Origin of the sequence: Desulfurivibrio dismutans (genome assembly GCF_029210385.1) — a bacterium.
Classification (GTDB): domain Bacteria; phylum Desulfobacterota; class Desulfobulbia; order Desulfobulbales; family Desulfurivibrionaceae; genus Desulfurivibrio; species Desulfurivibrio dismutans.
The window spans coordinates 145,473-169,677 of sequence record NZ_JARGDQ010000004.1; the positions used below are offsets into that span (position 1 = coordinate 145,473).

Annotated in this window: 23 protein-coding genes; 15 read left to right on the forward strand and 8 right to left on the reverse strand. The window is 61.2% G+C overall.

Going from position 1 to position 24,205, the window contains the following annotated elements:
- Positions 1-12: 12 nt before the first annotated feature.
- The 8 genes from P0N66_RS05970 (at position 13) to P0N66_RS06005 (ending at position 10,423) form a co-directional block, all read left to right on the forward strand.
- Positions 13-354: a hypothetical protein gene (locus P0N66_RS05970; protein WP_275803292.1), complete on the forward strand. Its 342-nt coding sequence runs from the start codon at positions 13-15 to the stop codon at positions 352-354.
- On the forward strand, positions 351-1,241 hold the full coding sequence (locus P0N66_RS05975; protein ID WP_275803295.1) for an HDOD domain-containing protein: 891 nt from the start codon (positions 351-353) through the stop codon (positions 1,239-1,241). The genes P0N66_RS05970 and P0N66_RS05975 overlap by 4 nt, the downstream gene beginning before the upstream one ends.
- Positions 1,238-2,185: a GGDEF domain-containing protein gene (locus P0N66_RS05980; protein WP_275803297.1), complete on the forward strand. Its 948-nt coding sequence runs from the start codon at positions 1,238-1,240 to the stop codon at positions 2,183-2,185. Before P0N66_RS05975 ends, P0N66_RS05980 begins: the two co-directional genes overlap by 4 nt.
- Before the next feature lie 76 nt (positions 2,186-2,261).
- The gene (locus P0N66_RS05985) at positions 2,262-4,571 is read left to right on the forward strand and encodes a lytic transglycosylase domain-containing protein (RefSeq protein WP_275803300.1); all 2,310 of its coding nucleotides are present in this window, start codon (positions 2,262-2,264) and stop codon (positions 4,569-4,571) included.
- Between the two features lie 44 nt (positions 4,572-4,615).
- Positions 4,616-7,807, forward strand: a complete 3,192-nt coding sequence (locus P0N66_RS05990) for a M1 family metallopeptidase (RefSeq protein ID WP_275803302.1) — start codon at positions 4,616-4,618, stop codon at positions 7,805-7,807.
- A gap of 354 nt (positions 7,808-8,161) precedes the next feature.
- Positions 8,162-8,725, forward strand: coding sequence for an elongation factor P (efp, locus tag P0N66_RS05995; RefSeq protein WP_275803304.1), 564 nt, complete (start codon positions 8,162-8,164; stop codon positions 8,723-8,725).
- 10 nt (positions 8,726-8,735) lie between these two features.
- Entirely contained in the window at positions 8,736-9,779 is a 1,044-nt protein-coding gene (gene epmA / locus P0N66_RS06000) for an EF-P lysine aminoacylase EpmA (RefSeq protein ID WP_275803306.1), read from the forward strand.
- An 11-nt stretch (positions 9,780-9,790) separates the two neighbouring features.
- Positions 9,791-10,423: an NF038143 family protein gene (locus P0N66_RS06005; protein ID WP_275803308.1), complete on the forward strand. Its 633-nt coding sequence runs from the start codon at positions 9,791-9,793 to the stop codon at positions 10,421-10,423.
- Here P0N66_RS06005 and P0N66_RS06010 read toward each other — a convergent pair.
- The 3 genes from P0N66_RS06010 to P0N66_RS06020 all read right to left on the reverse strand — a co-directional run bounded on the left by P0N66_RS06010 (position 10,411) and on the right by P0N66_RS06020 (position 13,238).
- Entirely contained in the window at positions 10,411-10,623 is a 213-nt protein-coding gene (locus tag P0N66_RS06010) for a hypothetical protein (protein WP_275803310.1), read from the reverse strand. The genes P0N66_RS06005 and P0N66_RS06010 overlap by 13 nt on opposite strands.
- 162 nt (positions 10,624-10,785) lie before the next feature.
- The gene (locus P0N66_RS06015; RefSeq protein WP_275803312.1) at positions 10,786-12,582 is read right to left on the reverse strand and encodes a YeiH family protein; all 1,797 of its coding nucleotides are present in this window, start codon (positions 12,580-12,582) and stop codon (positions 10,786-10,788) included.
- Positions 12,583-12,812: 230 nt separating this feature from the next.
- Positions 12,813-13,238, reverse strand: a complete 426-nt coding sequence (locus tag P0N66_RS06020) for a universal stress protein (protein WP_275803314.1) — start codon at positions 13,236-13,238, stop codon at positions 12,813-12,815.
- A 355-nt stretch (positions 13,239-13,593) separates the two neighbouring features.
- Here P0N66_RS06020 and P0N66_RS06025 point away from each other — a divergent pair, with 355 nt between their 5' ends.
- Together P0N66_RS06025 and P0N66_RS06030 are read left to right on the forward strand one after the other, a co-directional pair.
- Positions 13,594-15,459, forward strand: a complete 1,866-nt coding sequence (locus P0N66_RS06025) for a c-type heme family protein (RefSeq protein ID WP_275803316.1) — start codon at positions 13,594-13,596, stop codon at positions 15,457-15,459.
- Positions 15,460-15,466: 7 nt separating this feature from the next.
- Positions 15,467-16,876 carry a sigma-54-dependent transcriptional regulator gene (locus P0N66_RS06030; protein ID WP_275803319.1) on the forward strand — a complete coding sequence of 470 codons (1,410 nt, stop codon included), beginning with the start codon at positions 15,467-15,469 and terminating at the stop codon, positions 16,874-16,876.
- A gap of 100 nt (positions 16,877-16,976) precedes the next feature.
- Here P0N66_RS06030 and P0N66_RS06035 read toward each other — a convergent pair whose 3' ends face one another.
- Entirely contained in the window at positions 16,977-17,846 is an 870-nt protein-coding gene (locus P0N66_RS06035) for a uracil-DNA glycosylase (RefSeq protein WP_275803321.1), read from the reverse strand.
- A 201-nt stretch (positions 17,847-18,047) separates the two neighbouring features.
- On the opposite strand from P0N66_RS06035, the gene P0N66_RS06040 reads away from it, so the two are divergent.
- The 5 genes from P0N66_RS06040 (at position 18,048) to P0N66_RS06060 (ending at position 21,441) form a co-directional block, all read left to right on the forward strand.
- Positions 18,048-18,650 carry a nitroreductase family protein gene (locus P0N66_RS06040; RefSeq protein WP_275803323.1) on the forward strand — a complete coding sequence of 201 codons (603 nt, stop codon included), beginning with the start codon at positions 18,048-18,050 and terminating at the stop codon, positions 18,648-18,650.
- Positions 18,651-18,764: 114 nt separating this feature from the next.
- Entirely contained in the window at positions 18,765-19,271 is a 507-nt protein-coding gene (locus P0N66_RS06045) for a Ros/MucR family transcriptional regulator (RefSeq protein ID WP_275803325.1), read from the forward strand.
- A 40-nt stretch (positions 19,272-19,311) separates the two neighbouring features.
- Entirely contained in the window at positions 19,312-20,115 is an 804-nt protein-coding gene (murI, locus tag P0N66_RS06050) for a glutamate racemase (protein WP_275803327.1), read from the forward strand.
- A gap of 44 nt (positions 20,116-20,159) precedes the next feature.
- Complete coding sequence (lolA, locus tag P0N66_RS06055; protein WP_275803329.1) at positions 20,160-20,861, forward strand: outer membrane lipoprotein periplasmic chaperone LolA; 702 nt, start codon at positions 20,160-20,162, stop codon at positions 20,859-20,861.
- A gap of 58 nt (positions 20,862-20,919) precedes the next feature.
- Positions 20,920-21,441, forward strand: a complete 522-nt coding sequence (locus P0N66_RS06060) for a metallophosphoesterase (protein ID WP_275803331.1) — start codon at positions 20,920-20,922, stop codon at positions 21,439-21,441.
- Positions 21,442-21,466: 25 nt separating this feature from the next.
- Here P0N66_RS06060 and rlmB read toward each other — a convergent pair whose 3' ends face one another.
- From rlmB to P0N66_RS06080, 4 genes are all read right to left on the reverse strand, one after another.
- A complete protein-coding gene (rlmB, locus tag P0N66_RS06065) occupies positions 21,467-22,342 on the reverse strand; it encodes a 23S rRNA (guanosine(2251)-2'-O)-methyltransferase RlmB (protein ID WP_275803333.1) in 876 nt (291 codons plus the stop codon).
- Positions 22,339-22,950 (reverse strand): guanylate kinase, encoded by a 612-nt coding sequence (gene gmk, locus P0N66_RS06070; RefSeq protein WP_275803335.1) that lies wholly within the window; start codon positions 22,948-22,950, stop codon positions 22,339-22,341. The genes rlmB and gmk overlap by 4 nt, the downstream gene beginning before the upstream one ends.
- Entirely contained in the window at positions 22,947-23,240 is a 294-nt protein-coding gene (locus tag P0N66_RS06075; protein ID WP_275803337.1) for a DUF370 domain-containing protein, read from the reverse strand. The genes gmk and P0N66_RS06075 overlap by 4 nt, the downstream gene beginning before the upstream one ends.
- A gap of 82 nt (positions 23,241-23,322) precedes the next feature.
- Complete coding sequence (locus tag P0N66_RS06080; protein WP_275803339.1) at positions 23,323-24,204, reverse strand: YicC/YloC family endoribonuclease; 882 nt, start codon at positions 24,202-24,204, stop codon at positions 23,323-23,325.
- Between the last annotated feature and the right edge of the window lies 1 nt (position 24,205).

The following is a 24,205-nucleotide window of genomic DNA, read 5'->3' on the forward strand; positions in this document are numbered from 1 at the left end:
GGAGACAATTAAGTGCAGCAGATAGCGACGGTACAAGCGACCGAAGGCATGGTGCTGGCCAAGGATGTGGAAACCGGGGATAACCGGGTACTCTGTGGTAGGGGTACCACCCTGACGGCGGCCATGATCGATCGTTTCAAGCGGATGGATATCACCCACATCACGGTGGAGGGCCATCCGGTGGTGGTGGAGGGGGCCAGAACCCTCAAGGAAGAAGTGATGGATGTGGAGGAACGGTTTAGCCGGGTGCGGCACATCAAACCGTTGATGTATCTGAAAAAACGGATTCAGGAACGGCTGATAGCGGCGCGGCGACCGGCGGCCCCGCCGGCCGGCCAGGGAGATGGCGCATGAGTCCGGAACAGGATCAAAAAAGGGAGGCGATCCGCAAGGCGCTGCGGGAGGTGAAAAACCTGCCCACCTTACCTGGGATCATCAGCAAACTCACCAAGATGGCCGATGATCCGGACACCACCACCGAGCAGATGGGGCGGACCATCAGCAAGGATCATATTCTGGCGGCCAAACTGCTTAAACTGGTCAACTCGGCCTTTTACGGATTTCCCCAGCGGATCAGTTCGTTAAGCAGCGCCATTGTTTTGCTGGGCTTCAATGTTATCAAGAGTCTGATTATCAGCGCCTCCATCTTTGAGCTGATGGAAGACCAGGACATGGAGTTGTGGGAGCATTCTCTGGGGTGCGCGGTGGTCTGCAGCGTACTGGCTAAGCGGCTGGGGGTCAGTGACCCGGAAGAGGTCAGCACCGCCGGGTTGATCCATGACCTGGGCAAAGTGGCCATCAAAATGGAACTGCCCAAGGAAAGCGAGGAACTCTCCGCTTTGGTGGTCTCCCGCCAGATTAACCGTTTCGAGGCCGAGCGCGAGTTGCTGGGGCTGGATCATGCCGAGGTCGGCGGCTGGCTGGCCAAGACCTGGAATCTGCCGGCCAAGCTGGTGGAGCCCATCAGCTGTCATCATGATCCTGGCCAGGCCAAAGCCGAACCTTTGGCCGCTGCCATTGTCCATTTCTCGGATATTGTTATTCGGGGTATGGGTTACGGGCATGGGCGGGATATATGGGTGCCGACCCTGGATCCCAAGGCCTGGGAGCTGTTGCGCCTCAAGCCGGTGGATATCGACGAGATCCTGGCTGAGGTGGAAGAGAAGTTGTGGGATGTGAAGGGGTTCAGCCTGGATATCAAGGCCGAGGCCCAAAGCATGGCGCAGGGAACCAAAGGATGAGCATGTCGCGTTTGCTGATGGTTGGTTCGCCTGGCTTCCTGGCTCCCCAGGCCCGGACCCTGCTGGAGGCCAAAGGATATCAGCTGAAAGTCTGTGAACGTCTGCAGGATGCGGTGGGGCTGGTGCTGGAAGATCCGCCGGATTTGCTGGTGGTGGAAAAAGGTTTTGCCGGAGATGGTGACCGCCGGTTGATCAAGGCCGTTTCCGGATGTTTGCAGAAGGGTAATATCCCCATCCTGCTGGTCCTGGAACTGGAGGAACTGGAAGCGGAACTGGACTGGGATGTTTACCCGGTGGATGACATCATCACCCTGCCGCTGATACCGTCGTTGATGCTGGCCCGGCTGCAACTGGCCGAGGCTCGGATGCTCAGGGTGTTCGATAACAATCCCTTAAGCCGCCTGCCCGGCAACACCTCTATTTTGCGGGCCATTCGTCGGGTGCTGGCGGAAGGTGGCGATTATGCGGTCTGTTATGTCGATATCGACAATTTTAAGCCCTACAACGACCGGTATGGTTTCTCCCGCGGTGATGAGGTGATCCTGATGGTGGCCCGGATCATTGTCAACGTCATCGAGGAAAAGGCCCGCGAAGGCAGCTTTATCGGCCATGTCGGCGGCGATGATTATGTGTTCATCGTCACAGCGGAAAAGGCCGAGGAGGTTTGTCGGCAGATCATCGATAATTTCAACATGGTCCGCAACCTCTTTCTCAACGCCGAGGACATCGCCGCCGGTGCTTTTATCGGCCGGGATCGCCGGGACCAGGAAACCCGGTTCCCGTTGCTCAGCATTTCCATTGCCGTAGTGACCACCGGAAATGGACGTTATCGCCACTCCGGCGAGGTGGCCGTCGCCGCCTCCCAGTTGAAGCATTACGTAAAACGGTTGGCGGGCAGCAATTACCTGATTGAGCGGCGCGACAGTTGCGTCAGTGGCCAGTAGTTGTCGGCGGTGTGATTATCTTAATGACTGTTGCTGTTCAGTGACCGGGCTCGGTGGCTGTTTACAGGTGTTTTATATGAGTATTGTAAGGTTTGCCCATACCTTGAGTTCTTGTCGAACGATTGCCGGGGTGATGGCGGTGTTCGGCCTGTTGTTTTTTGTGACTTGCCCTTCCGTAAGCCGGGCCGAAATTTTTCCTGTTTACGAGGAAATTAAACCCAAAGTCGCCTTTTGGAAGGACATTTACGGGCGCTATTATTCCACTCAGGGGTTGCTCCACGATCGCTATGATCTCGATTTGGTCTATACCGTATTGGAAGTGGAGAACACCTGGGATAACGCCGCTCGCCGGCGGACTCGCAACAAAATTAACGCCGCCCGGGAAGAATACCGGGGCATTCTGCTCCATCTGGCGGCCGGCCACAAACCACGTAATGCCAGGGAAGAGCGGGTGCTTGATTTGTTCGGCGACCGGGCTACCCCGGAGCGGCTACGTCAGGCGGCCGGGCATATCCGTTTTCAGCGCGGCCTGAAGGATCGTTTTCAGAAGGGAGTGATCCGCTCCGGGGCCTATCTGGAACAGATCAAGGAGATTCTGCGCCAGTACGGGCTGCCGGAAGATCTGGCCTATCTGCCCCACGTCGAATCTTCTTTCAATTACGAAGCTTACAGCCGCCTGGGGGCGGCGGGGATCTGGCAGTTCATGCGGGCCACCGGGCGTCAGTACATGACCATCGACTATGTGCTGGATGAACGCCGAGATCCCATTCGGTCCACCCATGCCGCCGCTCAATTGCTGCAGGAAAATTACCAGCGGCTGGGGAACTGGCCCTTGGCCATCACGGCATATAACCACGGAGCCACCGGCATGATCCGGGCCCGTAGCCGGCACGGTGATTACCCGGCCATCATTCTGCATTATACCGGCAACCGCTTCGGCTTTGCCTCCCGCAACTTCTATTCCGAGTTTCTGGCCGCCCGGGAGGTGGCCAAGAATGCCGAGCGTTACTTCGGTCTTTTGGAACTTGAGCCGGAGCGGCGCAGCCATGAAATTGTGTTAGGCGGTTATGCGTCCCTGGCGGAACTGGCCGTTCATCTGGGGTTGGACTTGACGACCCTGCACCGGTACAACCAGGGGCTGCGGGAACCGGTGCTGCGCGGTGAAAAATATGTACCCAAAGGCTACCATTTGCGGGTGCCGGCGACCCAGTCCACCGTTCGATTGGCCGCAGCCCTGCCGGAGGCCATGCTCCGGGAGCACCAGCGGCGCAGCGCTTTTTACACCGTGCGCCGGGGGGATACCGCCTGGGAGATTGCCCGCCGTCATGGGGTCAGTCTCAGTGCCTTGATGGCCGCCAATCAGCTCAACTCCCGGGCCACCATTTATGCCGGGCAAAATCTGCGTATTCCCGGAGTGGATGAACCGGCGGTGGTGCTGGCTGCCGCTTCCGGCGCCGGAGGCGGCAAGAGGCCGCCGGGTGAAAATGTGACCACTGCGGCGCCGGCCGCTCCTGCGGAACCTGCGGCTCCGTCGGCTTCTGCGGGGGCGGAAACCGTGATGGCGGCAGCCTCGGCCGAGAGTTTGGCCGGGGTGGACTTTATTCTGGCGGAAACCATGGCGGCGCCGGCCGACGAAGATCACCAGCCGGTCGAGATCAGACCGGACCAGGAAGATGTGGCCGGTTTAGGGGTTCTTTTGGCCTCCGCTCGGGAGAACGGCTGGAGCCTGGCCACGGCTGAACTGGCGATTAAGACCAGCCCGGTCGCCGGTGGTGAAAAAGTGGTGGCGGATGCTTCTGCCGACCTGCTGGGCAGCCGACTGGCCCTGTCGCTGTCTGGGGACGGTTCCCGGCTACCGGCCATGACCCTGGCGGTGGCCGGGGCCGGTGAGCCCGATCCCGGGGCGGTCAACCCGGCGGTGGTCTGGGGAAACCTGTCGGTGGAAGAGGTACGGCAAACCACTGATGGCCGCCGGATCGGTTACATTCGGGTGGAGGTGGAAGAGACCCTGGGGCATTACGCCGACTGGCTGGGGATTCCCACCCAGGAGTTACGGCGGCTCAACGGTTTCCCCTTCGGCCGGCCCATTCGGCTTGATCAGCGGTTGATGATTCCGCTGGACCGGGGAGTTGGGCAGGCGGTTTTCGAAGAACATCGTTACGAATACCACAAGAGCCTGGAAGAGGATTTTTATGCCGCGTACCGGGTGGAAGGAGTGGAGCCCTACCTGATCCAGGCCGGCGACAACATCTGGGTGCTGGGTCGCGACGAGTTTGAACTGCCTTTATGGCTGATCCGCAAGTACAACCCCGACCTGGTCCTTGACCGCCTGCGCCCCGGTGATAAGATCCGGATACCGGTGGTGGTGGCGGTCGATAAACGATAGCCGGCAATGGCCGAAGCAATAAATATTTATTTCAGGAGTTGCCTGTGTCTACCGATAGTGAACGGCCCCGGCCGGTACTGCTTGCCGAGTACCGGCCGCCCTTTTTTCTGGTTGATGAGATCAAGCTGCAAGTTGATCTTTATGACGATCATGCCTTGGTGCGTGCATCATTGCGCTTGCGCCGAAATCCGGCGGCGGCGTCCGGTGAGGCCAACCTGGCGCTGGAGGGTGAAGAGTTGGAACTGCTGGAGTTGCGGCTGGACGGCGCCGAGTTGCCGCCAGAGCGGTATCTGGTGCAGGGAGACGGCAATCGTGATTTAACCGGACGCGCTTCCGTTGTCGGGGTAGAAGAGGGTTCCGCCCCAACAGCTGACCCCGGGGCCGCCGCCGGGGGGACAGATGACAACCGGGGACGGTTGCTGATCCTCGCTCCCCCGGAACAGTGCACCCTGGAAACGGTAAGCCGCATCTATCCCGCCGCCAACACCGCCCTGGAGGGCCTGTACCGTTCCGGGCCGATGTTCTGCACCCAATGCGAGCCGGAGGGCTTCCGCCGCATCACCTGGTACCCCGACCGGCCCGATGTCTCGGCCCCCTTCACGGTGACCATCAGCGCCGATAAGCAACAGTGCCCGGTGCTGCTGGCCGGGGGCAACCCCGCCGGCCAAGGTGAATGGCCGAACGGTCGCCACTGGGCCTCCTTCAAAGATCCCTTTCCCAAGCCCTCCTACCTTTTTGCTTTGGTGGCCGGCGATCTGGTGGGTATTCACGACCACTTCACCACCGCCTCGGGCCGGGAGGTGGCCCTGGCCATTTATGTGGAGGCCCACAACCGGGAACAGTGCAAGCATGCCATGGCGGCGCTGCAAAAGGCCATGCGCTGGGACGAGGAGACCTTCGGCCTGGAATATGATCTTGACCACTACCTGATTGTGGCGGTGGACGACTTCACCATGGGGGCCATGGAAAACAAGGGGCTCAACATCTTCAACGCCCGCTATGTCCTGGCCCGGCCGGAAAGCGCCACCGACGACGATTTTGAAAACATCGAGGCGGTGATCGCCCACGAATATTTCCATAACTGGACCGGCAACCGGGTCACCTGCCGGGACTGGTTTCAGTTGAGCCTCAAGGAAGGGCTCACCGTCTTCCGGGACCAGCTCTTCAGCCAGCACCTGCACTCGCCGGGGGTCAAGCGGATCAACGACGTGCGGCTGCTGCGGGAGCATCAGTTCGCCGAAGATGCCGGGCCGCTGGCCCATCCGGTGCGGCCGGAATCGTACCTTGAGATCAACAACTTTTATACCCTCACCGTCTATGAAAAGGGCGCCGAGCTGGTGCGGATGCTCCACACCCTGCTGGGGCCGGAAAAATTCCGGGTCGGTCTGCGCCTTTATCTTACGCGCCACGACGGCGGGGCGGCCACCATCGAGGATTTTTTGGCCGCCATGGCCGAGGCCGGCGGCCGCGACCTGGCCGGTTTTGCCCGCTGGTACGCTCGGGCTGGAACGCCGGTGCTCCAGGTTACCGATGATTACGATCCGGTCGGCGGCCGTTACCGGCTGCGGCTAAGCCAGCAGGCCGGTGCGCCGATCTCCGGCAAAGGCCAGGGTATTGGTTATGGCAACGGGGTGGGGGCCGCAAACCCCGTCGAAGTCGCACTTGGACGGGGGGCGCAAAACCCGGTAGCGACGGGTTCGCCGGCGGCCGGGCGCATGGACGCGCAGGAGGCCGCTGGCGCCTCGGAGGCCGGCAGGATGCCGGCCGAGAATGAGTCGCTACCGGGTTTTGCGCCCCCCACCCCGGTGCCAAAGCCAACATCTTTGGCAGGGGCCTCCGCGCCGGCCGGCCATGACCAATACCGGCCGGCGGCGGCACCGTTGTTGATCCCCGTGGCCTTCGGGCTGCTGGAACCGGCGGGCGGGGAGGTGGCCGCCGGTTTGCTGGAACTGGTCGATCATGAGCGGGAATTCGTCTTCGACGGTCTGGCCGCCCGGCCGGTCCCCTCGTTGCTGCGCGGTTTTTCGGCCCCGGTGCGACTGGCGTATGACTACCGTGAGGAGCAGTTGCGCCTGCTGCTGGCCCATGACTCCGACCCCTTCTGTCGCTGGGAGGCAGGTCAGCGGTTAAGCGGCGGCCTGATCCTGGAGCTGGCCCGTAAGTGGCGGGCCGGGGAAGAGCAGTCGCTGCCGGCGGCCTTTGTCGACACCTACCGGCAACTGTTGGCCCGGCTGCCGGCCCTGGAGGATAAATCCCTGGCCGCCCAACTGCCGGCCCTGCCGGCCGAGGATTACCTGGCCGAGCAGATGGCACAAATCGATGTCGAGGCGCTGCATGCCGCCCGCGAGTTGGTGCGCCGGGAGCTGGCCGTCGCCCTGCGGTCGGAGTGGATGGAGCTTTATCACCATAGCCGGGAGGAGGCCGCAGCCCTTGCGACCGGGGCCAAAGACGGCGGCTCCCTGTACAATCCCCGCCAGGCCGGCTGCCGGCGCCTGCAAAATCTGGCCCTCTCCTTTCTGCTGGCCCTGGATGAAGCCGAAGTGGTCGCCCTGGCCCGGAGCCAGTTCATTCAAGCCGACAACATGACCGACACCCTGGCCGCCATGCGGGGCCTGGTCCATGCCGCGGCCCTGGCGCAAAACCCGATAATTGCCGGCCGGCCGGTGACCGGCGCCGGGCCGGTGGCCCAGGTCGCAGTCTCAGAAACTCGGGCCGTTAATGATCCGGGCAATGATGCTCCCAGCGGCGATGTTACGGGCCGCGATGATTCTGCTTCAGCCACTGCCGCCGCCCGGGAGGTGCTGGCGGAATTTGCCGCCCGCTGGCGGCATGATCACTTGGTGCTGGACAAGTGGTTCAGTGTTCAGGCCACCGCCCCGGCTCCGGTGACCCTGGAGCAGGTGAAGGCGCTAATGGATCATCCGGCCTTTCGCCTGGCCAATCCCAACCGGGTGCGGGCCCTGATCGGGGCCTTTGCCGCCGGCAATGCGCCGGCCTTCCACCGGGCCGACGGCGCCGGGTACCGTTTCCTGACCGAACAGATTCTGGCTCTTGATCCACTCAATCCCCAGGTTGCCGCCCGGCTGGCGGCCCGTTTCAGCCGTTGGCGGCGCTACGACCCGGCCCGCCAGGCACTGATGCGCGCCGAGCTGAGCAAAATAGCCGCCGCCCCCAAGCTCTCCCGCGATGTCTACGAAATGGTCAGCAAGAGCCTGGGCCAACCGGATGCCAGCTGACGGGCAGTTGAACGGTTACGATTTTTCTTGCCGCCGTCGGCATTTTCAGTTAATCAAGAACGTTTTTTGAGCGGTTTGCGAACCTGAGCCGTTTGGCTGAGGGTAACCGTTTGTCAGAGTTGATAACCTGTCTGATTAAACGGGCCGGGACGCCCCGGTTTTCTGAACGTTTACGCAAAATGGCGACCGTTCACCAGGGGCGCTAACCTACTGATTTAACAGGCTGTAAACGTTCAGCCGTGCCCCAGATTCGGGCAAGCAGCCAAGCGCCGCGTACCCCGTGTACGTAAGCTTGGCTGATCGCCCGAAGGTGGGGTGCGGCTGAACGTTTACGCAAAATGGAGAACACAGTTCATGTACACCACTTCCGACCTGCGCAAGGGGCTTAAGATCCAGATCGACGGTGAGCCCTATATCATCACCGATTTTGAATTTTCCAAGCCCGGCAAGGGCCAGGCCCTCTATCGCTGCCGGCTGCGCAACATGATCACCGGCAACGCCTTCGATCGCACCTACCGCTCCAACGACAAGTTCGAGCCCGCCGCCCTGGAAGAGCGGACCATGCAGTTTCTCTACGCCCAGGGCGAGGAGTACAACTTCATGGACAACAAGAGCTTTGAGCAGCTCACCATCCAAAAAGACCTGCTGGGCGATGACGTCAACTTCCTCATCGACAACATGGAGGTCGACGTGCTGCTGTTCAAGGAGCGGGCCATCGGGGTGACCATGCCCAACTTCGTCAACCTGACGGTGACCCGGGCCGACCCCTGGGTCAAGGGGGACACCAGCGGCAGCGATTCTAAGCCGGTGACGGTGGAAACCGGTTACGTGCTGCAGGTACCGCCTTTCGTCAACGAGGGCGAGAAGATCCAGATCGACACCCGCACCGGCCAGTACGTCACCCGGGTCAAGGAATAAAGGGCGAAAGATGCCCGATCTGTGGGGCCGGGCCCGGGTTATCCAGGCGGTGCGCCGCTTCTTTGACCAGCGGGGGTTTCTGGAAGTGGAAACGCCGTTGCGGATTCCGGCCCCGGCCCCGGAACCCCATCTGCTGCCCCAGCCCGCCGGCCGCTGGTTTCTCCAGACCTCGCCGGAACTTTGCATGAAGCGGCTGCTGGCCCGGGGCCATGCCAGGATCTACCAGCTTTGCAAATGCTTCCGCCGGGCCGAGCGCGGCCGGCGCCATGTGCCCGAGTTCACCATGCTGGAGTGGTACCGGGCCGGGGCCGATTACTTGGCCCTGATGGACGACAGTGAGCAGCTCTTGAGCGCGGTGGCCACCGAGCTGGCTTTGGCGGCCGCCGGCGACGACCAGGCCCGGGGTTTGGCCAGCAGGCCGAAGGTCGTTGCTTTGGCCGATGATGCTGCTGGGGGGGCGGGAGTTACCGATTTGCTGGGCGCTACCGAGCCGGCGGGCCGGCCGGCCGTGGCGGTGCCGGTGACCTTGCCGGTGCCGGGTAAGCCCGGTCGCCAAATATCCCTGGCCTTACCTTGGGAGAGGCTTTCCGTGGCCGAGGCCTTTCGCCGTTACACCGACCTGGAAGCCGACGAGGCCGTGCGGCTTGAGTTGTTCGACCAGTTGCTGGTGGAGAAAATCGAGCCGCACCTGGGCTTTACCCGGCCCACTTTCCTTTACGACTACCCGGCGCCGCTGGCCGCCCTGGCCCGGCGCAAGCCCGGGCGGCCGGAGCTGGCCGAGCGGTTCGAGCTTTACGTGGCCGGTTTGGAACTGGCCAACGGCTTTTCCGAATTGATCGACCCGGTGGAACAGCGTCGCCGCTTTCAGGCCGACCGCCGTCAGATCCGGGCCGCCGGCCACAAACCGCCGCCCATGCCCGAGCCCTTCCTGGCGGAGCTTAACGCCATGCCGGAAGCCGCCGGCATCGCCCTGGGCGTTGATCGCCTGGTGATGATTATGCTGGGCCGGGAGCGGATTGATGAGGTACTGGCTTTTACCCCGGAAATACTTTGAGGAGTAAGGTAATGGAAGAGCAGGAACTGCAGCGGCGGCTGGAACTGATTCGGGAATATGAAGCGTGGTTTGCCCATCGACTGGGCACCCGGGTAGTCCATAAACCAAAACTGAATATCTGGCTTTTCCTGGTGCCTTTTTTGTTTATTTATCACTTCAGCGAGTTGAAACGCTACAAGGAGAACCTGCCCGGCTTCAGCCAGGGGTTTATCCGTTCCAAATTGCATGCCCTGGAGTTGGCGGCGGAGGAAATTCGCCAGGGAAGGCGCAAAACCGAAGCCGAGATCGTGCCGCCGGCGGACCCGGAACTGGATAAGCCCGCCATGGCGCAAGTGCGTCGCCAGCAGGAAGATGAACTGCGCCTGTTGCTGGCCCATTACCGGCGCCTGTTGGCCAGCCCGGCGGTGAGTTATGCCGGGATGTTGCAGGAAGTCTATGGAGAGCGGCGCAAGTTTCAGGACTTTGTGGAAGCCCTGCAACAGTTGGAAGCTGACCTGAACCAAACCCTGTTGGCCACCATGTCCGAAGCTGAGGCGGGCGGCGAGGAGGCCAGGGCGGTGGTGGAACGGATGGAAAGAGAGAGTCTGAAGCTGCGGGTGGCCGACATGCAGCAGTTTTTTCCCGCCGCCGATCAGCGCAACTGATTCTCCTTGCCCTTGATCTCCCGGTAAACATCCAAATCGGCGTACCAGATGGCCGACACCTCGATCTGGGTGGCGGCAAAGGCCGCCCGCACGGTCTGCACCGGAGGCAGCCGGTAAAATTCGCCCACCGCCCAGCCCCCCAGCAGCACCAGCAAAACCACCGGCCACAACAGTTTCTTGGGTTTGCGTTTTTCGGTCATGATACCCTCCGCTAAGTTTGTTCTCTTAAGATCATCAACCTGCAGTTGGTCGAGGAGTAACTGAACAGCCGTGCCCCAGGTTGCGGCAAGCGGCCCGGCGCCGCGTACTCAGGTACGCAAGCCGGGCCGATCGCCGCAAAATGGGGTGCTGCTGGACAGTTACTAACGGATGGCCATCAGGTGCTCGGTGACGCCGGGAAAGGCGACTATGAACATCAGCCAGGCCAGGACCAGGGTCAGGACCACGTTGAAGCCCTGGCTGAAGGCGTAGTGGTAAAGGATCTTGCCGCCTTCAAAGTACTTGGCCAGTTCGCGGAAGTTGGTGGCCAGCCCGATGCTGACAAAGGCCATGCAGAACAACCAGCCGCGCAGCGGGTTGGCCCAGCCGCGCAGGGCGCCGTCGCTGATGATTACCTCGCCCACACCGGTGGCCATCAGCTCGTAGATGATGGTGAAGACCACGGAAGCACCGATGAAGCCGATGACGAACTTGGGAAAACGAACCCAGATTTCCTTCATGGCCGCGCCGAAGGTCAACTTCACGTTGCCGGCCCGGGTTTCCACCCGGGTGGCCCAGTAAGCGGCGATGGCGAAGGCGATCACGCCGATCATCACGTTCTGGATCATCTTCAGGGTGGCGGCGGTGTACATGGCCCCCGGCCCTAACAATTCGCCGGCCGCCACCACCGCGCCGGTGGAGTCCACCGTGCCGCCGATCCAGGCGCCGCCCACGATGGGGTTCATCCCCAGGGCCAGCACCAGGGCCGGCATGGCGAACATCATGACGGCGGTAAAGGCGATAGAAAGACCCACCGCGATGGTCAGCTCCTCGTTTTTGGCCTTGCTGGCTGCGGCGGCGGCAATGGCCGCCGACACCCCGCAGACGCTGGCGGCGGCGGCGATGGTGACGTTAAGCGGCTTGGAAGGCAGCTTGATGAACTTGTCGCCCACCCAGTAACCGATGATTAACACGGCGGGGGTCACACCCCAGGCGATGACGATTCCGGGGGCGCCGATCATCAGGATCAGCCCGAAGAGAATACTGCCGCCCAGCAGCACCAGGCCGGTTTTGATGTAATACTCCACCTGCACCGCCGGCTTGGCCCACTTGGGGGTGCCCACGGTGTTGCTGATCAGCAGCCCCAGCAGTACCGCCCAGAGCACATAGCTCAGTCCGTACTGGGTGGAGAAGCTGTGGCCGGCAATGAAATAGGCGACGATGCTGAGCGCGAAGATAAAGGGAAAGCCGATGAAAAAGCCGCCCAGCTTCTGGCCCATGAAGTGCATGCCCACCGAGAAGAGCAGGGCGATGAGCACCATCAGCACGATCATCGAAGGGATCACGTTGTAGGCCTGGATGTTGGCCGCGCTGCGGGCCCGTGACTCGGCGCTGAGGGCTCGGCCCCAGGCCTCAATGGCCTCGTCGGCGACCTGGTTCAAGGCCGGATCGGTAAAATTGGCCGCCTCCGCCGCTGCCTGGGCCGCTTCGGCCCGGTCCCGGGCCTGAACCCGCAGCTGTTGCGCTTCTTCGTAGCGGGGCTGGGCCGCTGCCCGCCGTTCGGCCGCCGCCTCTTTTGTCAGGATAAAGGCCTGGCCCGGCGCGGTGTCCCAGCGTTTGGGCCGCTGCAGCAGGGTGCCCAGCTTCTGCCCCAGGGGGGTTTTTCGGGCCTGCAAGCCGCTTAGTTGACGTTCGGCCTCCATGTACTCAATGGTGGGGAAGGGGGCCCTCTGTTGCTCGGCCGCCATGGTCGCCTGGGTATCGGCGATGATCTGTTTCATGTTGTCCGGTGAGCTGTAAAGAAAGAAACCCAGGCCGGCCAGCAGCAGAAAGGCGCCCAGCCAGTTGGCCCACCAGTCTTCCTTCTTCCAGAGATCTTCCCATTTGCTCTTACCCTTGCTCAGGGCGCCTTCTTCCTCTTTGATGGCATCGCTGATGCCTTTTTTGGCTTCTTCAGACATGGTTTGCCTCCTTGGACTTGGCCGCCGTGTCGGGTGATAAGTCCGGCGGGGAAATGATTGTCCGGGCTTGCGGGCTTAACAGCCCGTTGAAAAATGGGTTGTTAGCGGCCCATGGGTGGGCCGCCGAATTTATTGGCACTGAAAGTGGCAATGAATTCGTGAGGTTGGCCAAAGCCATCTTTGGCCAACCGTTCGTTGAAAAAGCCAGGGATGGCTTTTTCAACGGACTGTCAACGAATGACCATGACGCTGTGGTCGCTTTTGTTCACCACCTTGTCGGTCACGCTGCCCAGCCGCCCGCTGCGTCCGGCACCGTGTTTGCCGGCGGCGCCGATGACGATGAAATCGGCCGGAAGTTCGTCGGCGCATTTGAGGATGTTGTCAACCTCATTGCCCGCCTCGATCCGGATTTCGGCGCTGGCCCCTAAACCGGCAAGTTTTTCGTTGACTTTAGTCCTGATGCCCTGCGCTTCCTTGTAAAGGGTGCCGGTGATTGTGTCGCATTCGTTAATGCCCACGTCCACCAGGCAGAGATCGGGGACCACGATTATCACTTCGATTTTCACTGCTCCTCCCAGTTTTTTGGACAGTTCCACGGTTTGCTCCAAAGCCTTGTAAGCGTGTTCCGAGCCGTCGTGCGGGACTAGAAAATTCATGTTGGATCTCCTTTATTTTGGAGTTGTTGGGCGGCGTGTGTGCCGTTGGCCGGGTGATTGGTCAACCACGTTCAGAGCAACATGCGTGCCAGTTTTTTAAAGGTGCGGTTTGTTTTGTCTAAACCTCGTTGTTACAGTACGTTGGGTGTGTCTGTCGGCCACGCCGGTGGTACCTGAGGGTGGCGACTGGCACCCGATTGGTGCCTCCGGTTGGCAGCAGGTGCTAACTTTGGTTGTCACCGGCGGCGGAGGTTTTTGGTAAAATGCGGCCGGTTGCGTTATAATCATCCCGGTCTATTCAGTATCGGGTGCTGGGCAAGGGTGGCGGCGATGATTCTCAACGGAGAAGAGCGGGATGCCGAACGAAAACCACAACAGAGCTGAACACCGGCCCTTGGAGAGGGCGAGTCTTGGGCAGCGGTTGCATGACGCCTTCGGGATTCAATTCAAGTTCCTGGTTGGTACCGGTTTTATTCTGTTGTTCAACTGTCTGCTCACCGTTTTCATCGTTTACCAGCACGAAAAGGGCCAACTGGAAGAACGGGCCTTTGCGCAGTCGGAACTGGTGATGGCGGCGGTGGAGGCCAGCCGGGCTTATGTGCGCGAGGAGTTGCGGCCGGCCATGTATCGGCAACTGGGTCACGACCATTTTGTGCCCGAAGCCATGAGCACCTCCTATGTGGGCCGAGCAGTGATGGAGCGTTTCTCCCCGGCCATGGCGGAAGAATACCAGTACCGTCGAGTGGCGCTGCAGGCCCGTAATCCATCCTACGAGGCCAACGCGCTGGAACGCCGGATGATTGCTTTCTTTAACGAAAACCCCGGCGAGGCGGAATGGCGGGGCCTGGTGGAAGCAAACGGTAAGAAAAAATTTAAACGCTTCCGGCCGGTGGTTTTCGAAGCCGAATGCCTGCTTTGCCACGGTAACCCCGCCGACGCCCCCCAGGGGCTGGTGGCCACCTATGGCGATGTGTTGGGGTTTCATCGCCAGGTCGGGGAGCTGGCGGGGGCAGTGGTGGTGGGGGTGCCGGTGGCCGGCGCTATGGCCGACGCCCGGGAGAAAGCCATTTCGGTTTTTTTACTGGTCTTTCTCGGCATGGCCCTGGTGTTCATCCTGCTGAGCTTTTTCTTCCACCGCATGGTGGTGACCAACCTTCGCGGGGTACTGAATATTTTTCGGGAACAGGAGGAGAGCGACAGCGAGGTGATCCCGCCTTTATCTGCTCCTGTGCACGAATTCGATCAGCAGTTGGGCAAGGCAAAAGCTGAAGATGGCTATTCCGGCTACACCTTAACCGTTGCCACGGGCCTGGGCAGCAAGGATGAACTGGCGGAGCTGACGGCGGCGGCTTACAGCATGGCCGGGGATCTGCGCCGCACCAGGGAGCAGTTGCGGCAGTACAACCGGGAGTTGGAACGGCGGGTGGCCGAGCGCACCCGGGCCCTGCGGGATTCCGAGGCTCGGCTGCTGCAGCAGGAACTGGAAAAGAAGATCCAGCAGACCGAAAAGATGGTGGCCATGGGCCAGTTGGTGGCGGGCCTGGCCCATGAGATCAACAACCCGCTGGGGATTATTATCTGCTACGTCGATCTGGTTAAGCGTCAGCCCAACCTCAGCCCCCGGGCCCGGCAGGACCTGGCGGTGATCGCTAAGCAGGCCCGCGATTGCAAGAGGATTGTCGGCGATCTGCTGGCTTTTGCCCGTGGTGGTGAAAGCCGCAAGCAACCGGCGGATCTTAACCGGCTCATTGAAGAGGTGGCCAGGATTGTGGCGCCGCAGTTCGGCAAGCAGGGGGTGGCCATCAACCTGGAGTTGGCCGGCGGCCTGCCAGAACTGGAACTGGATGAAAACAAGATCAAGCAGGTTTTTCTCAACCTGCTGCTCAACGCCCGCCAGGCGATGCAGGATGAAGGGGGAGAAATTGAGATCAAGAGCCGGCTGGCTGCCCCCCAGGGTCCGGTGCGGGTGCAGGTATGGGATAACGGCCCGGGGATTGCGGCCGAGGATCTTAACAGAATCTTTGATCCCTTTTTCAGCACCAAGCGCACCGGCGAGGGCACCGGCCTGGGGCTGTCGGTCAGTTACGGGATTATCAAGGAACACGGCGGCGAGCTCCGGGTGGCAAGCCGGGCCGGCGAGTGGGCCTGCTTTACCCTGGAATTGCCGTTGTCAATGGACCAGCCTTTAATCAACGTCCCGCCGCCGACGGCGAAGGAGTGAGCCCTGTATGGCAGCCAGTTTGCTGATTATCGATGATGAAACCGACCTGCTGGAGGCCCTGGCTCGGATTCTGCCCGAGGAACTGGCCGAGGTGGAGGTGGCAACCACCAGTGAAGCCGCCGCCGGGCTGGAACTGATCCGGGAGCAGAGCATCGACGTGCTGCTGCTGGATATCCGGATGCCGGAGGTCAGCGGCCTGGATCTGCTGACCGAGGTGAAAAAGATCGACCCCTGGGTGACGGTGGTGATGATGACCGCTTACGGCGGCATTGAAACGGCGGTGACGGCGGTCAAGCGCGGCGCCTACGATTTCATCACCAAGCCCTTTGAGATTCCAGATCTGGTCAGGGTTTTGCTGCAAGCCCTGGAGCGCAGCCGCCTGATCCGGGAAAACATGAACCTGCGCCAGCAGTTGCCGGAGCAGGCCGGCTTTGCCGGTTTAATCGGCCAGTCCCCGCGGATGCGCAAGCTTTATGAGGGTGTCCAGGCCCTGGCCAATACCGATTACAGTGTGCTGATTAGGGGGGAGTCCGGTACCGGCAAGGAACTGGTGGCCCGGGCCATTCATCAACTGAGCAAGCGTGGCCAGCGTCCCATGGTCACCGTCAACTGCCCGGCGATCCCCGAGCACCTGTTGGAAAGCGAGTTGTTCGGTCACAAGAAAGGGTCCTTTACCGGGGCGGAAAAGGACCATGCCGGCCTGTTTCTGGAGGCCGACGGCTCCACCCTGCTGCTGGATGAAATCGGCGATATTCCGGTGAGCGTGCAGACCAAACTGTTGCGGGCCCTGCAGGAACGGGAGATCCGCCCGGTGGGCGGCGATAAGCCCCGCAAGATCAATGTTCGCATCATCTCCAGCACCAACCAGGATTTGGAAACCAAGATCAAGGAGCACAGCTTCCGGGAAGATCTCTATTATCGCCTCAATGTGGTTACCCTGCACACGCCCTCGCTGGCCGAGATTCCCGAGGATGTGCCGCTGCTGGCCGATTACTGCCTGCGGGCCGTCTGCCGGGAGCTGGAATTACCGCCCAAGGGTTTCAGTGTCGCCGCCCTGCGGGAGATCGCCCGCCGCAAGTGGCCCGGCAATGTCCGGGAGTTACAGAATTTTGTCCGCCGTATGGTGCTGTTTGCCCCGGACCAGGAGATCGGGCTGGCGGAAATCGGCGCCGTGGAGGAACAGACGGCGGGTCCGGCCGCGGCCGGTAACGGTGCCGAGGGTCGGCGGTCGGCCATCGAGCCTTATCTGCAGAGTAAGGATGAACTGGTGGACCGCTTCACCGCCGACTATCTCCAGCAACTGCTGACCATGACCCAGGGTAATGTCACCCAGGCGGCGGGGTTGGCGGTGTTAAGCCGGGTGGCCCTGCAGAAGATCATCAAGCGGCAGGGTCTGAAATCCGAAAATTTCCGGTAAGCGGGCATCAGCACCGCACCTTGCGGCGATAAGCCCGGCTTGCGTCCTGGGGGTAAGCGGCGTCGGTCTGCTTGCCGCAATCTGTGGCACCGCTGCCCGCTTACCTGGCTGGTTGTTTTTGCTCATTTTTTTGCAGGAATTTTTGGATTATTTGTAGATCCTGCCAGGCGGCTTTTTTCATTTCCGGGTTGTGCCGCAGAAAATCCGGGGCCAGGGTGGGCATCAGGGGGATTTGGCGGTATTGGTGGAATCGCCCCCGCAGTTGCAGCAGGTTTTTGTTGGTGTTCAGCAGGGTTTGGGCCGCCAGGGGGCCCAGGGTGCAGATCAGGGTCGGGCGGATGGCCGCAATTTGCTGCTGTAAAACAGGCAGACAGGCGCGGATGGAGGCCGGGTCGGGTTTGGCGGTTTTCGCCGAATACTGCGCGGCCGGCGCTGGAAGGCATTTGACCAGGGTGGTCAGGTAAACCTCTTGTCTTTTGAGCTGGATGGCAGCCAGCATGCGGTCCAGCAGCTCGCCGGCCTCTCCTTGGCAAGGCAGGCCGGCGCTTTCTTCCGCCGGGCCGGGAAAATCAGCCACCAGCAGCAGTTTGGCCGTTGCTGCTCCCTGGCCGAAGATAACTTTTTGGCGCCATTGATGGTGGGGGCACTGTTGGCAATCCTGGAGCCGTTCTGCCAACAGGGCCAGGTTCGGGGGTTCCCGGTCGGTCTCGGGCGTCGTTCGACGTTCGGGCCCGGGGGAGCGGTTGGCGGGGCGGCCCGGGTGTACGGTTTTTTCCCCGGTCGGCCTTTTTTCGGAGGCGCGTGGCCCCGGTTGCTGTTCCGCCGAGGCCTTTACCAGGCGTTGTAGTCCGGCGGCAGCCGGGTAGGACTCGATGCCCAATTCCCGGTGCAAAAGCACCAGGCCGCGCAGTTCGGTCAGAAAGCGGCGCAATTGGCGTGGATCGGCTGGGGGCGAGGGTTTGTCGGGCATGGCTGGGATATCCTGGGAAGCCGGGGGGGCAAACCCGGGGCTGGCTCTTTTGCTCTTCTTCCGTTATGTTGAACTGTTCGTAACTATCCAGCTCATTCTGGCACGTAACTGTTCAATCAAATAACACGACCGGGAAGCGTCGGCAAGTGACATTCCCCCAGGAACTCTTAAGGCACCATCACTGCAGGGAGGCGCAGTCTTATGGAAACCATCAAGGCCATTGAAAGCAGAAGGGCCATCAAGCATTTCGATCCCAATCACCGGATGAGCGAGGCCGAGGAGCACCAGCTGCTTTCCATGGCTTTGCTCTCGCCCACCGCTTTCAATATCCAGAACTGGCGTTTTGTGCTGGTGAAGGACCCCATCCTCCGCCAGTTGATCCGGGCTGAGGCCTGGGACCAGGCCCAGGTGACCGATGCTTCGCTGCTCATTGTGCTGTGTGCCGATCTTAACAGTTGGGAGAATAATCCGGAGCGTTACTGGCACAACGCCCCGCAAGAGGTGCAGGAATATCTGCTGCCGGCCATCGAATTTTATTACCGGGATAAACCCCAGGTCCAGCGGGACGAGGCCATGCGCTCCTGCGGTATTGCCGCCCAGACCCTGATGTTGGCGGCGCAAAGCATGGGCTACGATTCGTGCCCCATGGACGGTTTTGACTACGAGGCGGTGTCCCGCCTGATCAACCTGCCCGAGGATCATGTGGTGGCAATGTTTGTGGCCATCGGCAAAGGGACCAAGCCGGCCTGGCCGCGGGGCGGGCAACTGCCTTTGGAAGAAGTGGTGGTGGTTGATCGTTTTTAGTTCATATTGAGTAAAATACTTGAATTTAACTGCTTAATAAGCTAATCCTGCCTCCATTGAAGTTTAGTCAAGTGGTCAGAGATTAATTGAACGATACTTGTCGCGGAGATTATTATGGGAAAGTCACTGGTTGAAATGGCAGCGGAGCTGGTTCAGGCCCAATGTTCATCAACAAGCATGTCGGCGGAAGAGATGGTGCAGTCTTTACAGTCGACCTACAATGTGCTGCATTCATTGCAGCATGATGAGGCCCGCGGGGCCGCAACTGAGGCTGGTCAGGCGCAGGGGGCTTTCAGCGATAAGCCCGAGAAGTCGATCCAGAAACATAAAATAGTTTGTCTGGAGTGTGGCGAGGAGTTCAAAATGCTCTCTCCCAAGCATCTCTTCTCCCACGGCCTGACCGGCCGTGAATATCGCCAGAAATGGGGCCTGTCCCTGCGTCAGCCCCTGTGCGCCAAAGAGTTGTCCGACCGGCGCAAGAAGTCCGGCAAGGCTCGGGGACTGCCGGAAAATCTGCGCAAAGCCATTGTCGCCCGTAGCGGTAAAGGCGCCAAGAAGGCCCCGACCGGCGCCAAAAAAACCGTGGTCCGCAAGAACAAAGCGTCGGCCGCTAAGTCCTGATGTCCTGATGCAATTCTTAAAGCTTTAACCGGCCCGGCAAATGATAGGTGTTTTTGATTCCGGGGTGGGCGGCATGACGGTGGCCCGAGCCATTGAGCAGGCCCTGCCCGACTACCGCTTGGTCTATTTCGGAGATCTGGCCCGCACGCCCTACGGCTCCAAGAGTGCGGCCACCATTTCCCGTTATTCCTGCCAGAATGTCGATTTCCTGCTCGCCCGTGGAGCCCGGATCATCGTGGTGGCTTGCAACTCGGCCGCCAGTGTGGCTACCGCAACCCTGCGGGCAACCTATGACCTGCCCCTTTTCGAGGTGATCGGCCCGGCGGTGGCCCAGGCCGCCCGCCTCAGCACCCATGGTCGGGTGGGGGTGATCGGCACCCGGGCCACCATCCGCAGCGGGGTTTATGAGCAGCTACTGCAGCAGCAAAACGCCGCTTGCCGGGTTTTCTCCGCCCCCTGTCCGCTGCTGGTCCCTCTGGTGGAAGAGGGCTGGCTCGATAAACGGGAAACCAAGATGATCCTGCGCCGCTATCTGGCGCCTCTGCAGCAGCAGCAGGTGGATACCCTGGTGCTGGGCTGCACTCATTATCCCTTGCTCAAGGAACTGATCCAGCGCCGAATCGGCTCCCGGGTTCGGGTGATCGATTCCTCCAAGGCGCTGGCCGAGGAACTGGCCGCCTTTCTCAAAGCCAACCCAGAGGTAGCCCAAACCCTAAACCGCCGGGACGAGGGAGATAATCTCTATTATGTCTCCGATGTCACCGAGGCGGCCACCCAGACCGCCCGGCGCATCTTCGGCCGTTCCATTGAGTTGCACGCTGCTACCGGTACCGGCGATATTTAAACGTATTACCGGCTTAACCCCATCCCGAGAGAAGGAAAATGTCCTTGTTGCTGCGAAAAAACATGTTTTTTGGCGGCCGGCCCCTGCTGCTGCCCTTACTGTGCTTTTTGTTGCTGTCTTACGGCCAGGCGGCCATGGCGACCGACGTGGAACCGGAGCCGGAAGAACTGGCCGGCCGGTTGCAGGAAATCTATGACCAGGTTGCCGGTTTTAAGGCCGAATTTCGGCAACGGACGGCCATGCCCATGAGCCGTCGGCAGCGGGTGGGGGAAGGGCGAGTGATGTTTCTCAAACCCCATCAGATGCGCTGGGAGTACGAGACGCCGGACCACCAGGTGCTGGTGGGCGACGGTAAGGAGGTCAGGCTGTATCTGGCTCGCAGCAACCAGATGATGATCAGCGAGGTGGATACCTACCTGGACTCCGATGTAACGTACGCCTTTTTCGCCGGTACCGGCGATATCCTGCGTGATTTTGTCGTAACGGCGGTGCCGGAGTGGGAACGGCCCACTCTTCCGGCCGGTTATTACGCCCTGCGTCTGGAGCCTCGCGAACTGCATTCCCAGGTGGAGTATCTCGATCTGCTGGTGGGGGGGGAGCCCTTTTTTATCCGGCGGCTGGACATCGTCGATCACTTTGGCAGTGTCACCACCCTGGAATTCTCCGGGGTTGAACTGGACCCCGACCTGCCCGCCGATTTTTACCGCTTCGAGCCGCCGGCCGACACCGAAATTATGCGCAACTAGAGCAGTTTTCGGCAATTGTTTTTTGGTTTAACTTCTTGATTTACAAAGGTGGCTGTCAATGCGGATTGCCGTTATTTCCGATACCCATGATCACATCGCCCACCTGCGGGCGGCGGTGACTTATTGCAATTCTTACCAGGTGGGTCTGATCATCCATTGCGGGGATTTGATTTCGCCCTTCATGCTCTCCGAGTTGGCCGCCTTTGGTGGGACGGTACATCTGGTCTACGGCAACAACCCCGGGGACCGGCACCTGATCTCCCAGTTCTGCGGCACCAAATTTCCCGGCCTGACTCATCACGGCGAATTCGGCGCGGTGGAAGCGGCGGGGCTCAAGTTTGCCTTTACCCACTACCCCCAGCTGGCCCGGGGCATGGCGGCCCAGGGCAACTTCGATGTGGTCTGCTGTGGCCATAACCATCGTTACCAGGTGGAGCAGATCGGTGAGACCCTGCTGATCAACCCCGGCGAACTGCTGGGCAAGGACGACCAGCCCGGCTTTGCCATCCTCGATGCGGCCAGCCGTCGGGTGGAAAGGGTGGAGATCGGCGATCGTCGCCGGGCCGGGGCGGACAAGTAAGCGCAGCGCCGGCGGTGGCTGGTAATCAGCCCTGCTGGCGGCGTATTTCGCTCAGGATCACCCCGGTGGCCACCGCCACGTTGAGGGACTCCACCCCGGCGGCCATGGGGATGGCGATCTGGTGGTCGCAATGGCGGCTAACCAGGGGGCGGAGGCCTTTTTGTTCGTTGCCCATCACCAGGCAGACCGGACCGCTGAAACTGGTGTGATACAACTGCTGCGGGGCCCGGCCGCCGGCGCCGTAGATCCAGAATCCGTGTTTTTTCAGCTCTGCCAGGGTGTTGGCCAGGTTGGTCACTTGGCAAATGTTGACCAGTGGCAGGGTGCCGGCGGCGGCCTTCATCACCGTGCCGCTCAGCGGGGCGCTGCGGTCCTTGGGGATGATCAGGCCGTCGGCGCCGAAGGCGGCGGCGGTGCGGATGATGGCCCCCAGGTTACGTGGATCCTGGATGGAATCCAGCGCCACCAGCAGGGGGTTGCTTTTGCCCGCCAGCCCGGTGAGCAGGTTTTCCAGGGTTGTGTTGGCGTCGGCTTTAACCTGGGCCACCACCCCCTGGTGACTGATCCCTTCCTGGGCAAAGGCCGGCGGCAACTCTTCATGCACCGCAATGCCGTGGCGCCTGGCCAGTTCGGCCAACTCCCGGCGGCGCTGGTCGTTACGATGCGCGCTGATGAACAGTTGCTCGATGCTTGCCGGACGGTGGGCCAGCAGGGCCCGGACGGCATGGAAACCCCAGGCCGCGTTGGCGGGCAGCGACTCGTGTGGTGCAGGGCGGCGTTCCTGGTCAGCCCTTGGTTTTGCTGGCCTGGCGGCCCTGGCTGACCGGGGATGCTTGCCGGGTAGGGATGGACTGTCGGCCGAGGGTGGCCGGCGTGTTTGATCTGGCGGCCGCTTTTTCATGAGCTGAACGGGGGCAGAGGGTTGCCGTCGGGTCGGCGCCGGCGGCGGCAGCGCTCAGCGGCAATGATGGCCCGCAGCAGCCCTTCGGCCTCGGCCAGAACATCGTTGATCACCAGGTAATCATACCAGTCGGCCTCCTGCATCTCTTGCCTGGCGTTTTCCAGGCGCCGGGCGATTACCTCCGGGGTGTCGGTGCCGCGGCCTCGTAATCGCTCTTCCAAAACCCTGGCCGAGGGCGGGGCGATGAAAAGAAAAACGGCCGGCAAGTCCACTTGCTCTTTAAGTTGCCGGGCGCCTTGGACATCGATGTCCAGCAGGATGTCCTTGCCGTCGGCCAGCCCCTGCTCTATCGCCCCCCGGCTGGTGCCGTAGAAGTTGCCGTGCACTTCGGCCCATTCCAGAAAATCTCCCGTCTCCCGGCGGCGGAGAAACTCCTCCCGGTCGACAAAATGGTAATCTATTCCGTGCTGTTCGCCGGGGCGCGGCGGCCGGGTGGTGTGAGATACGGAAAAGCCGATGCGCGGAGTATCAACCAGGATTCTTTTCAGCAGGGTGGTCTTGCCGGCCCCGGAGGGGGCGGAAACCACCAGCAGGCATCCTTGGCTCATCTGGTTGCGTCCTTAAGCTGTTCTTCCTCGCCCTTGCCCCGTTGCTCCAGCGGGGTGGAAAAGCGCAGGGAGATGGTCTCCGGCTGCACGGCCGAGAGCACCACGTGGTTGCTGTCCAGGATGATGATGGAGCGGGTGCGGCGGCCTTCGGTGACGTCGATCAGCCTTTTCTGTTCCTTGGCCTCTTCCCGCAGTTTTTTCATCGGCGAGGATTTGGTGTTGACCACTGCCAGTATTCGCCCGGCCGGCACGGCATTGCCGAAACCGACATTGATCATGCGCTGATCCATTGTCTGTTTTTTCCTCATCTTGGTTGCGGCCGCTTGCGGCCGAGGGGCCAGGCCCCGGGGTACGGACTGCATGCAATCGGGCTTACTCCAGATTCTGCACCTGTTCCCGCATCTTTTCCACTTCGTTTTTCATCTCCACACTTAACTGGGCCACCCCCGCCTCGCTGATCTTGGAGGCGATGGTGTTGATCTCCCGGAAGAACTCCTGCAGCAGAAAATCCAGCCGCCGGCCGGTGGGCTCATTGGCGGCAAGAAAGGCGGCAAACTGGTTCAGGTGGCTGTCCAGCCGGGCCAGCTCTTCGCTGATGTCGGCCTTGTCGGTAAGCAGGGCGATCTCCTGGGCCAGCCGGATGGGTTCGAGGTCGGTGTCGCCCAGCAGCTTGCTCAGGCGCTGCTGCAGCTTGTCGCTCCGCCGGGCGATCAACGTCGGCAGTTCAACCTGCAGGCGTTCCAGGTGGCGGTGCAGCCCGGCCAGGTACTGGCGCAACTCTTCCCTGGTGGCGGCCCCCTCCTGTTGGCGCATGATCCTGGTGCTCTCCAGGGCGGCCACCAGGGCCTGGCGGATCAAGGGCCAGTCGCCTTCCGGGTCTTGTCTGATTTCGTCGGTGGTAAAAATACCGGGGAGGTCTTTTAACATGTTTAGCGAAGGCCGGTCGGCCAGGCTCAACTCATCCCGCAGCAGGTTTAAACCGCGCAGGTATTCCCGGGCCAGTGGCAGATCCACCGCCAGAGCGGCGTCGCTCGCGCCACCTCTCTGGCTCAGGGTTACCTCCACATGCCCGCGGCTGTATTCCCGGCCCACTTCCCGTTTGGCCGCTTCTTCCAAAGAGGTGTAGGCGCGGGGAAGGCGTACCTTGATATCACAGTAGCGGTGGTTGACCGAACGGATCTCCACCGTCCAGGTGCGTTCGCCGGCGGTGGCCTCGCCACGGCCGAAGGCGGTCATGCTGCGGGGAAAATTCATT

Coding starts and splice junctions, on each gene's coding strand:
- P0N66_RS05975 (WP_275803295.1), top strand. CDS start 351: ATGAGTCCGGAACAGGATCAAAAAAGGGAGGCGATCCGCAAGGCGCTG.
- P0N66_RS05980 (WP_275803297.1), top strand. CDS start 1,238: ATGAGCATGTCGCGTTTGCTGATGGTTGGTTCGCCTGGCTTCCTGGCT.
- P0N66_RS05985 (WP_275803300.1), top strand. CDS start 2,262: ATGAGTATTGTAAGGTTTGCCCATACCTTGAGTTCTTGTCGAACGATT.
- efp (WP_275803304.1), top strand. CDS start 8,162: ATGTACACCACTTCCGACCTGCGCAAGGGGCTTAAGATCCAGATCGAC.
- epmA (WP_275803306.1), top strand. CDS start 8,736: ATGCCCGATCTGTGGGGCCGGGCCCGGGTTATCCAGGCGGTGCGCCGC.
- P0N66_RS06005 (WP_275803308.1), top strand. CDS start 9,791: ATGGAAGAGCAGGAACTGCAGCGGCGGCTGGAACTGATTCGGGAATAT.
- P0N66_RS06010 (WP_275803310.1), bottom strand. CDS start 10,623: ATGACCGAAAAACGCAAACCCAAGAAACTGTTGTGGCCGGTGGTTTTG.
- P0N66_RS06015 (WP_275803312.1), bottom strand. CDS start 12,582: ATGTCTGAAGAAGCCAAAAAAGGCATCAGCGATGCCATCAAAGAGGAA.
- P0N66_RS06020 (WP_275803314.1), bottom strand. CDS start 13,238: ATGAATTTTCTAGTCCCGCACGACGGCTCGGAACACGCTTACAAGGCT.
- P0N66_RS06025 (WP_275803316.1), top strand. CDS start 13,594: ATGCCGAACGAAAACCACAACAGAGCTGAACACCGGCCCTTGGAGAGG.
- P0N66_RS06030 (WP_275803319.1), top strand. CDS start 15,467: ATGGCAGCCAGTTTGCTGATTATCGATGATGAAACCGACCTGCTGGAG.
- P0N66_RS06035 (WP_275803321.1), bottom strand. CDS start 17,846: ATGCCCGACAAACCCTCGCCCCCAGCCGATCCACGCCAATTGCGCCGC.
- P0N66_RS06040 (WP_275803323.1), top strand. CDS start 18,048: ATGGAAACCATCAAGGCCATTGAAAGCAGAAGGGCCATCAAGCATTTC.
- P0N66_RS06045 (WP_275803325.1), top strand. CDS start 18,765: ATGGGAAAGTCACTGGTTGAAATGGCAGCGGAGCTGGTTCAGGCCCAA.
- murI (WP_275803327.1), top strand. CDS start 19,312: ATGATAGGTGTTTTTGATTCCGGGGTGGGCGGCATGACGGTGGCCCGA.
- P0N66_RS06060 (WP_275803331.1), top strand. CDS start 20,920: ATGCGGATTGCCGTTATTTCCGATACCCATGATCACATCGCCCACCTG.
- rlmB (WP_275803333.1), bottom strand. CDS start 22,342: ATGAAAAAGCGGCCGCCAGATCAAACACGCCGGCCACCCTCGGCCGAC.
- gmk (WP_275803335.1), bottom strand. CDS start 22,950: ATGAGCCAAGGATGCCTGCTGGTGGTTTCCGCCCCCTCCGGGGCCGGC.
- P0N66_RS06075 (WP_275803337.1), bottom strand. CDS start 23,240: ATGGATCAGCGCATGATCAATGTCGGTTTCGGCAATGCCGTGCCGGCC.
- P0N66_RS06080 (WP_275803339.1), bottom strand. CDS start 24,204: ATGAATTTTCCCCGCAGCATGACCGCCTTCGGCCGTGGCGAGGCCACC.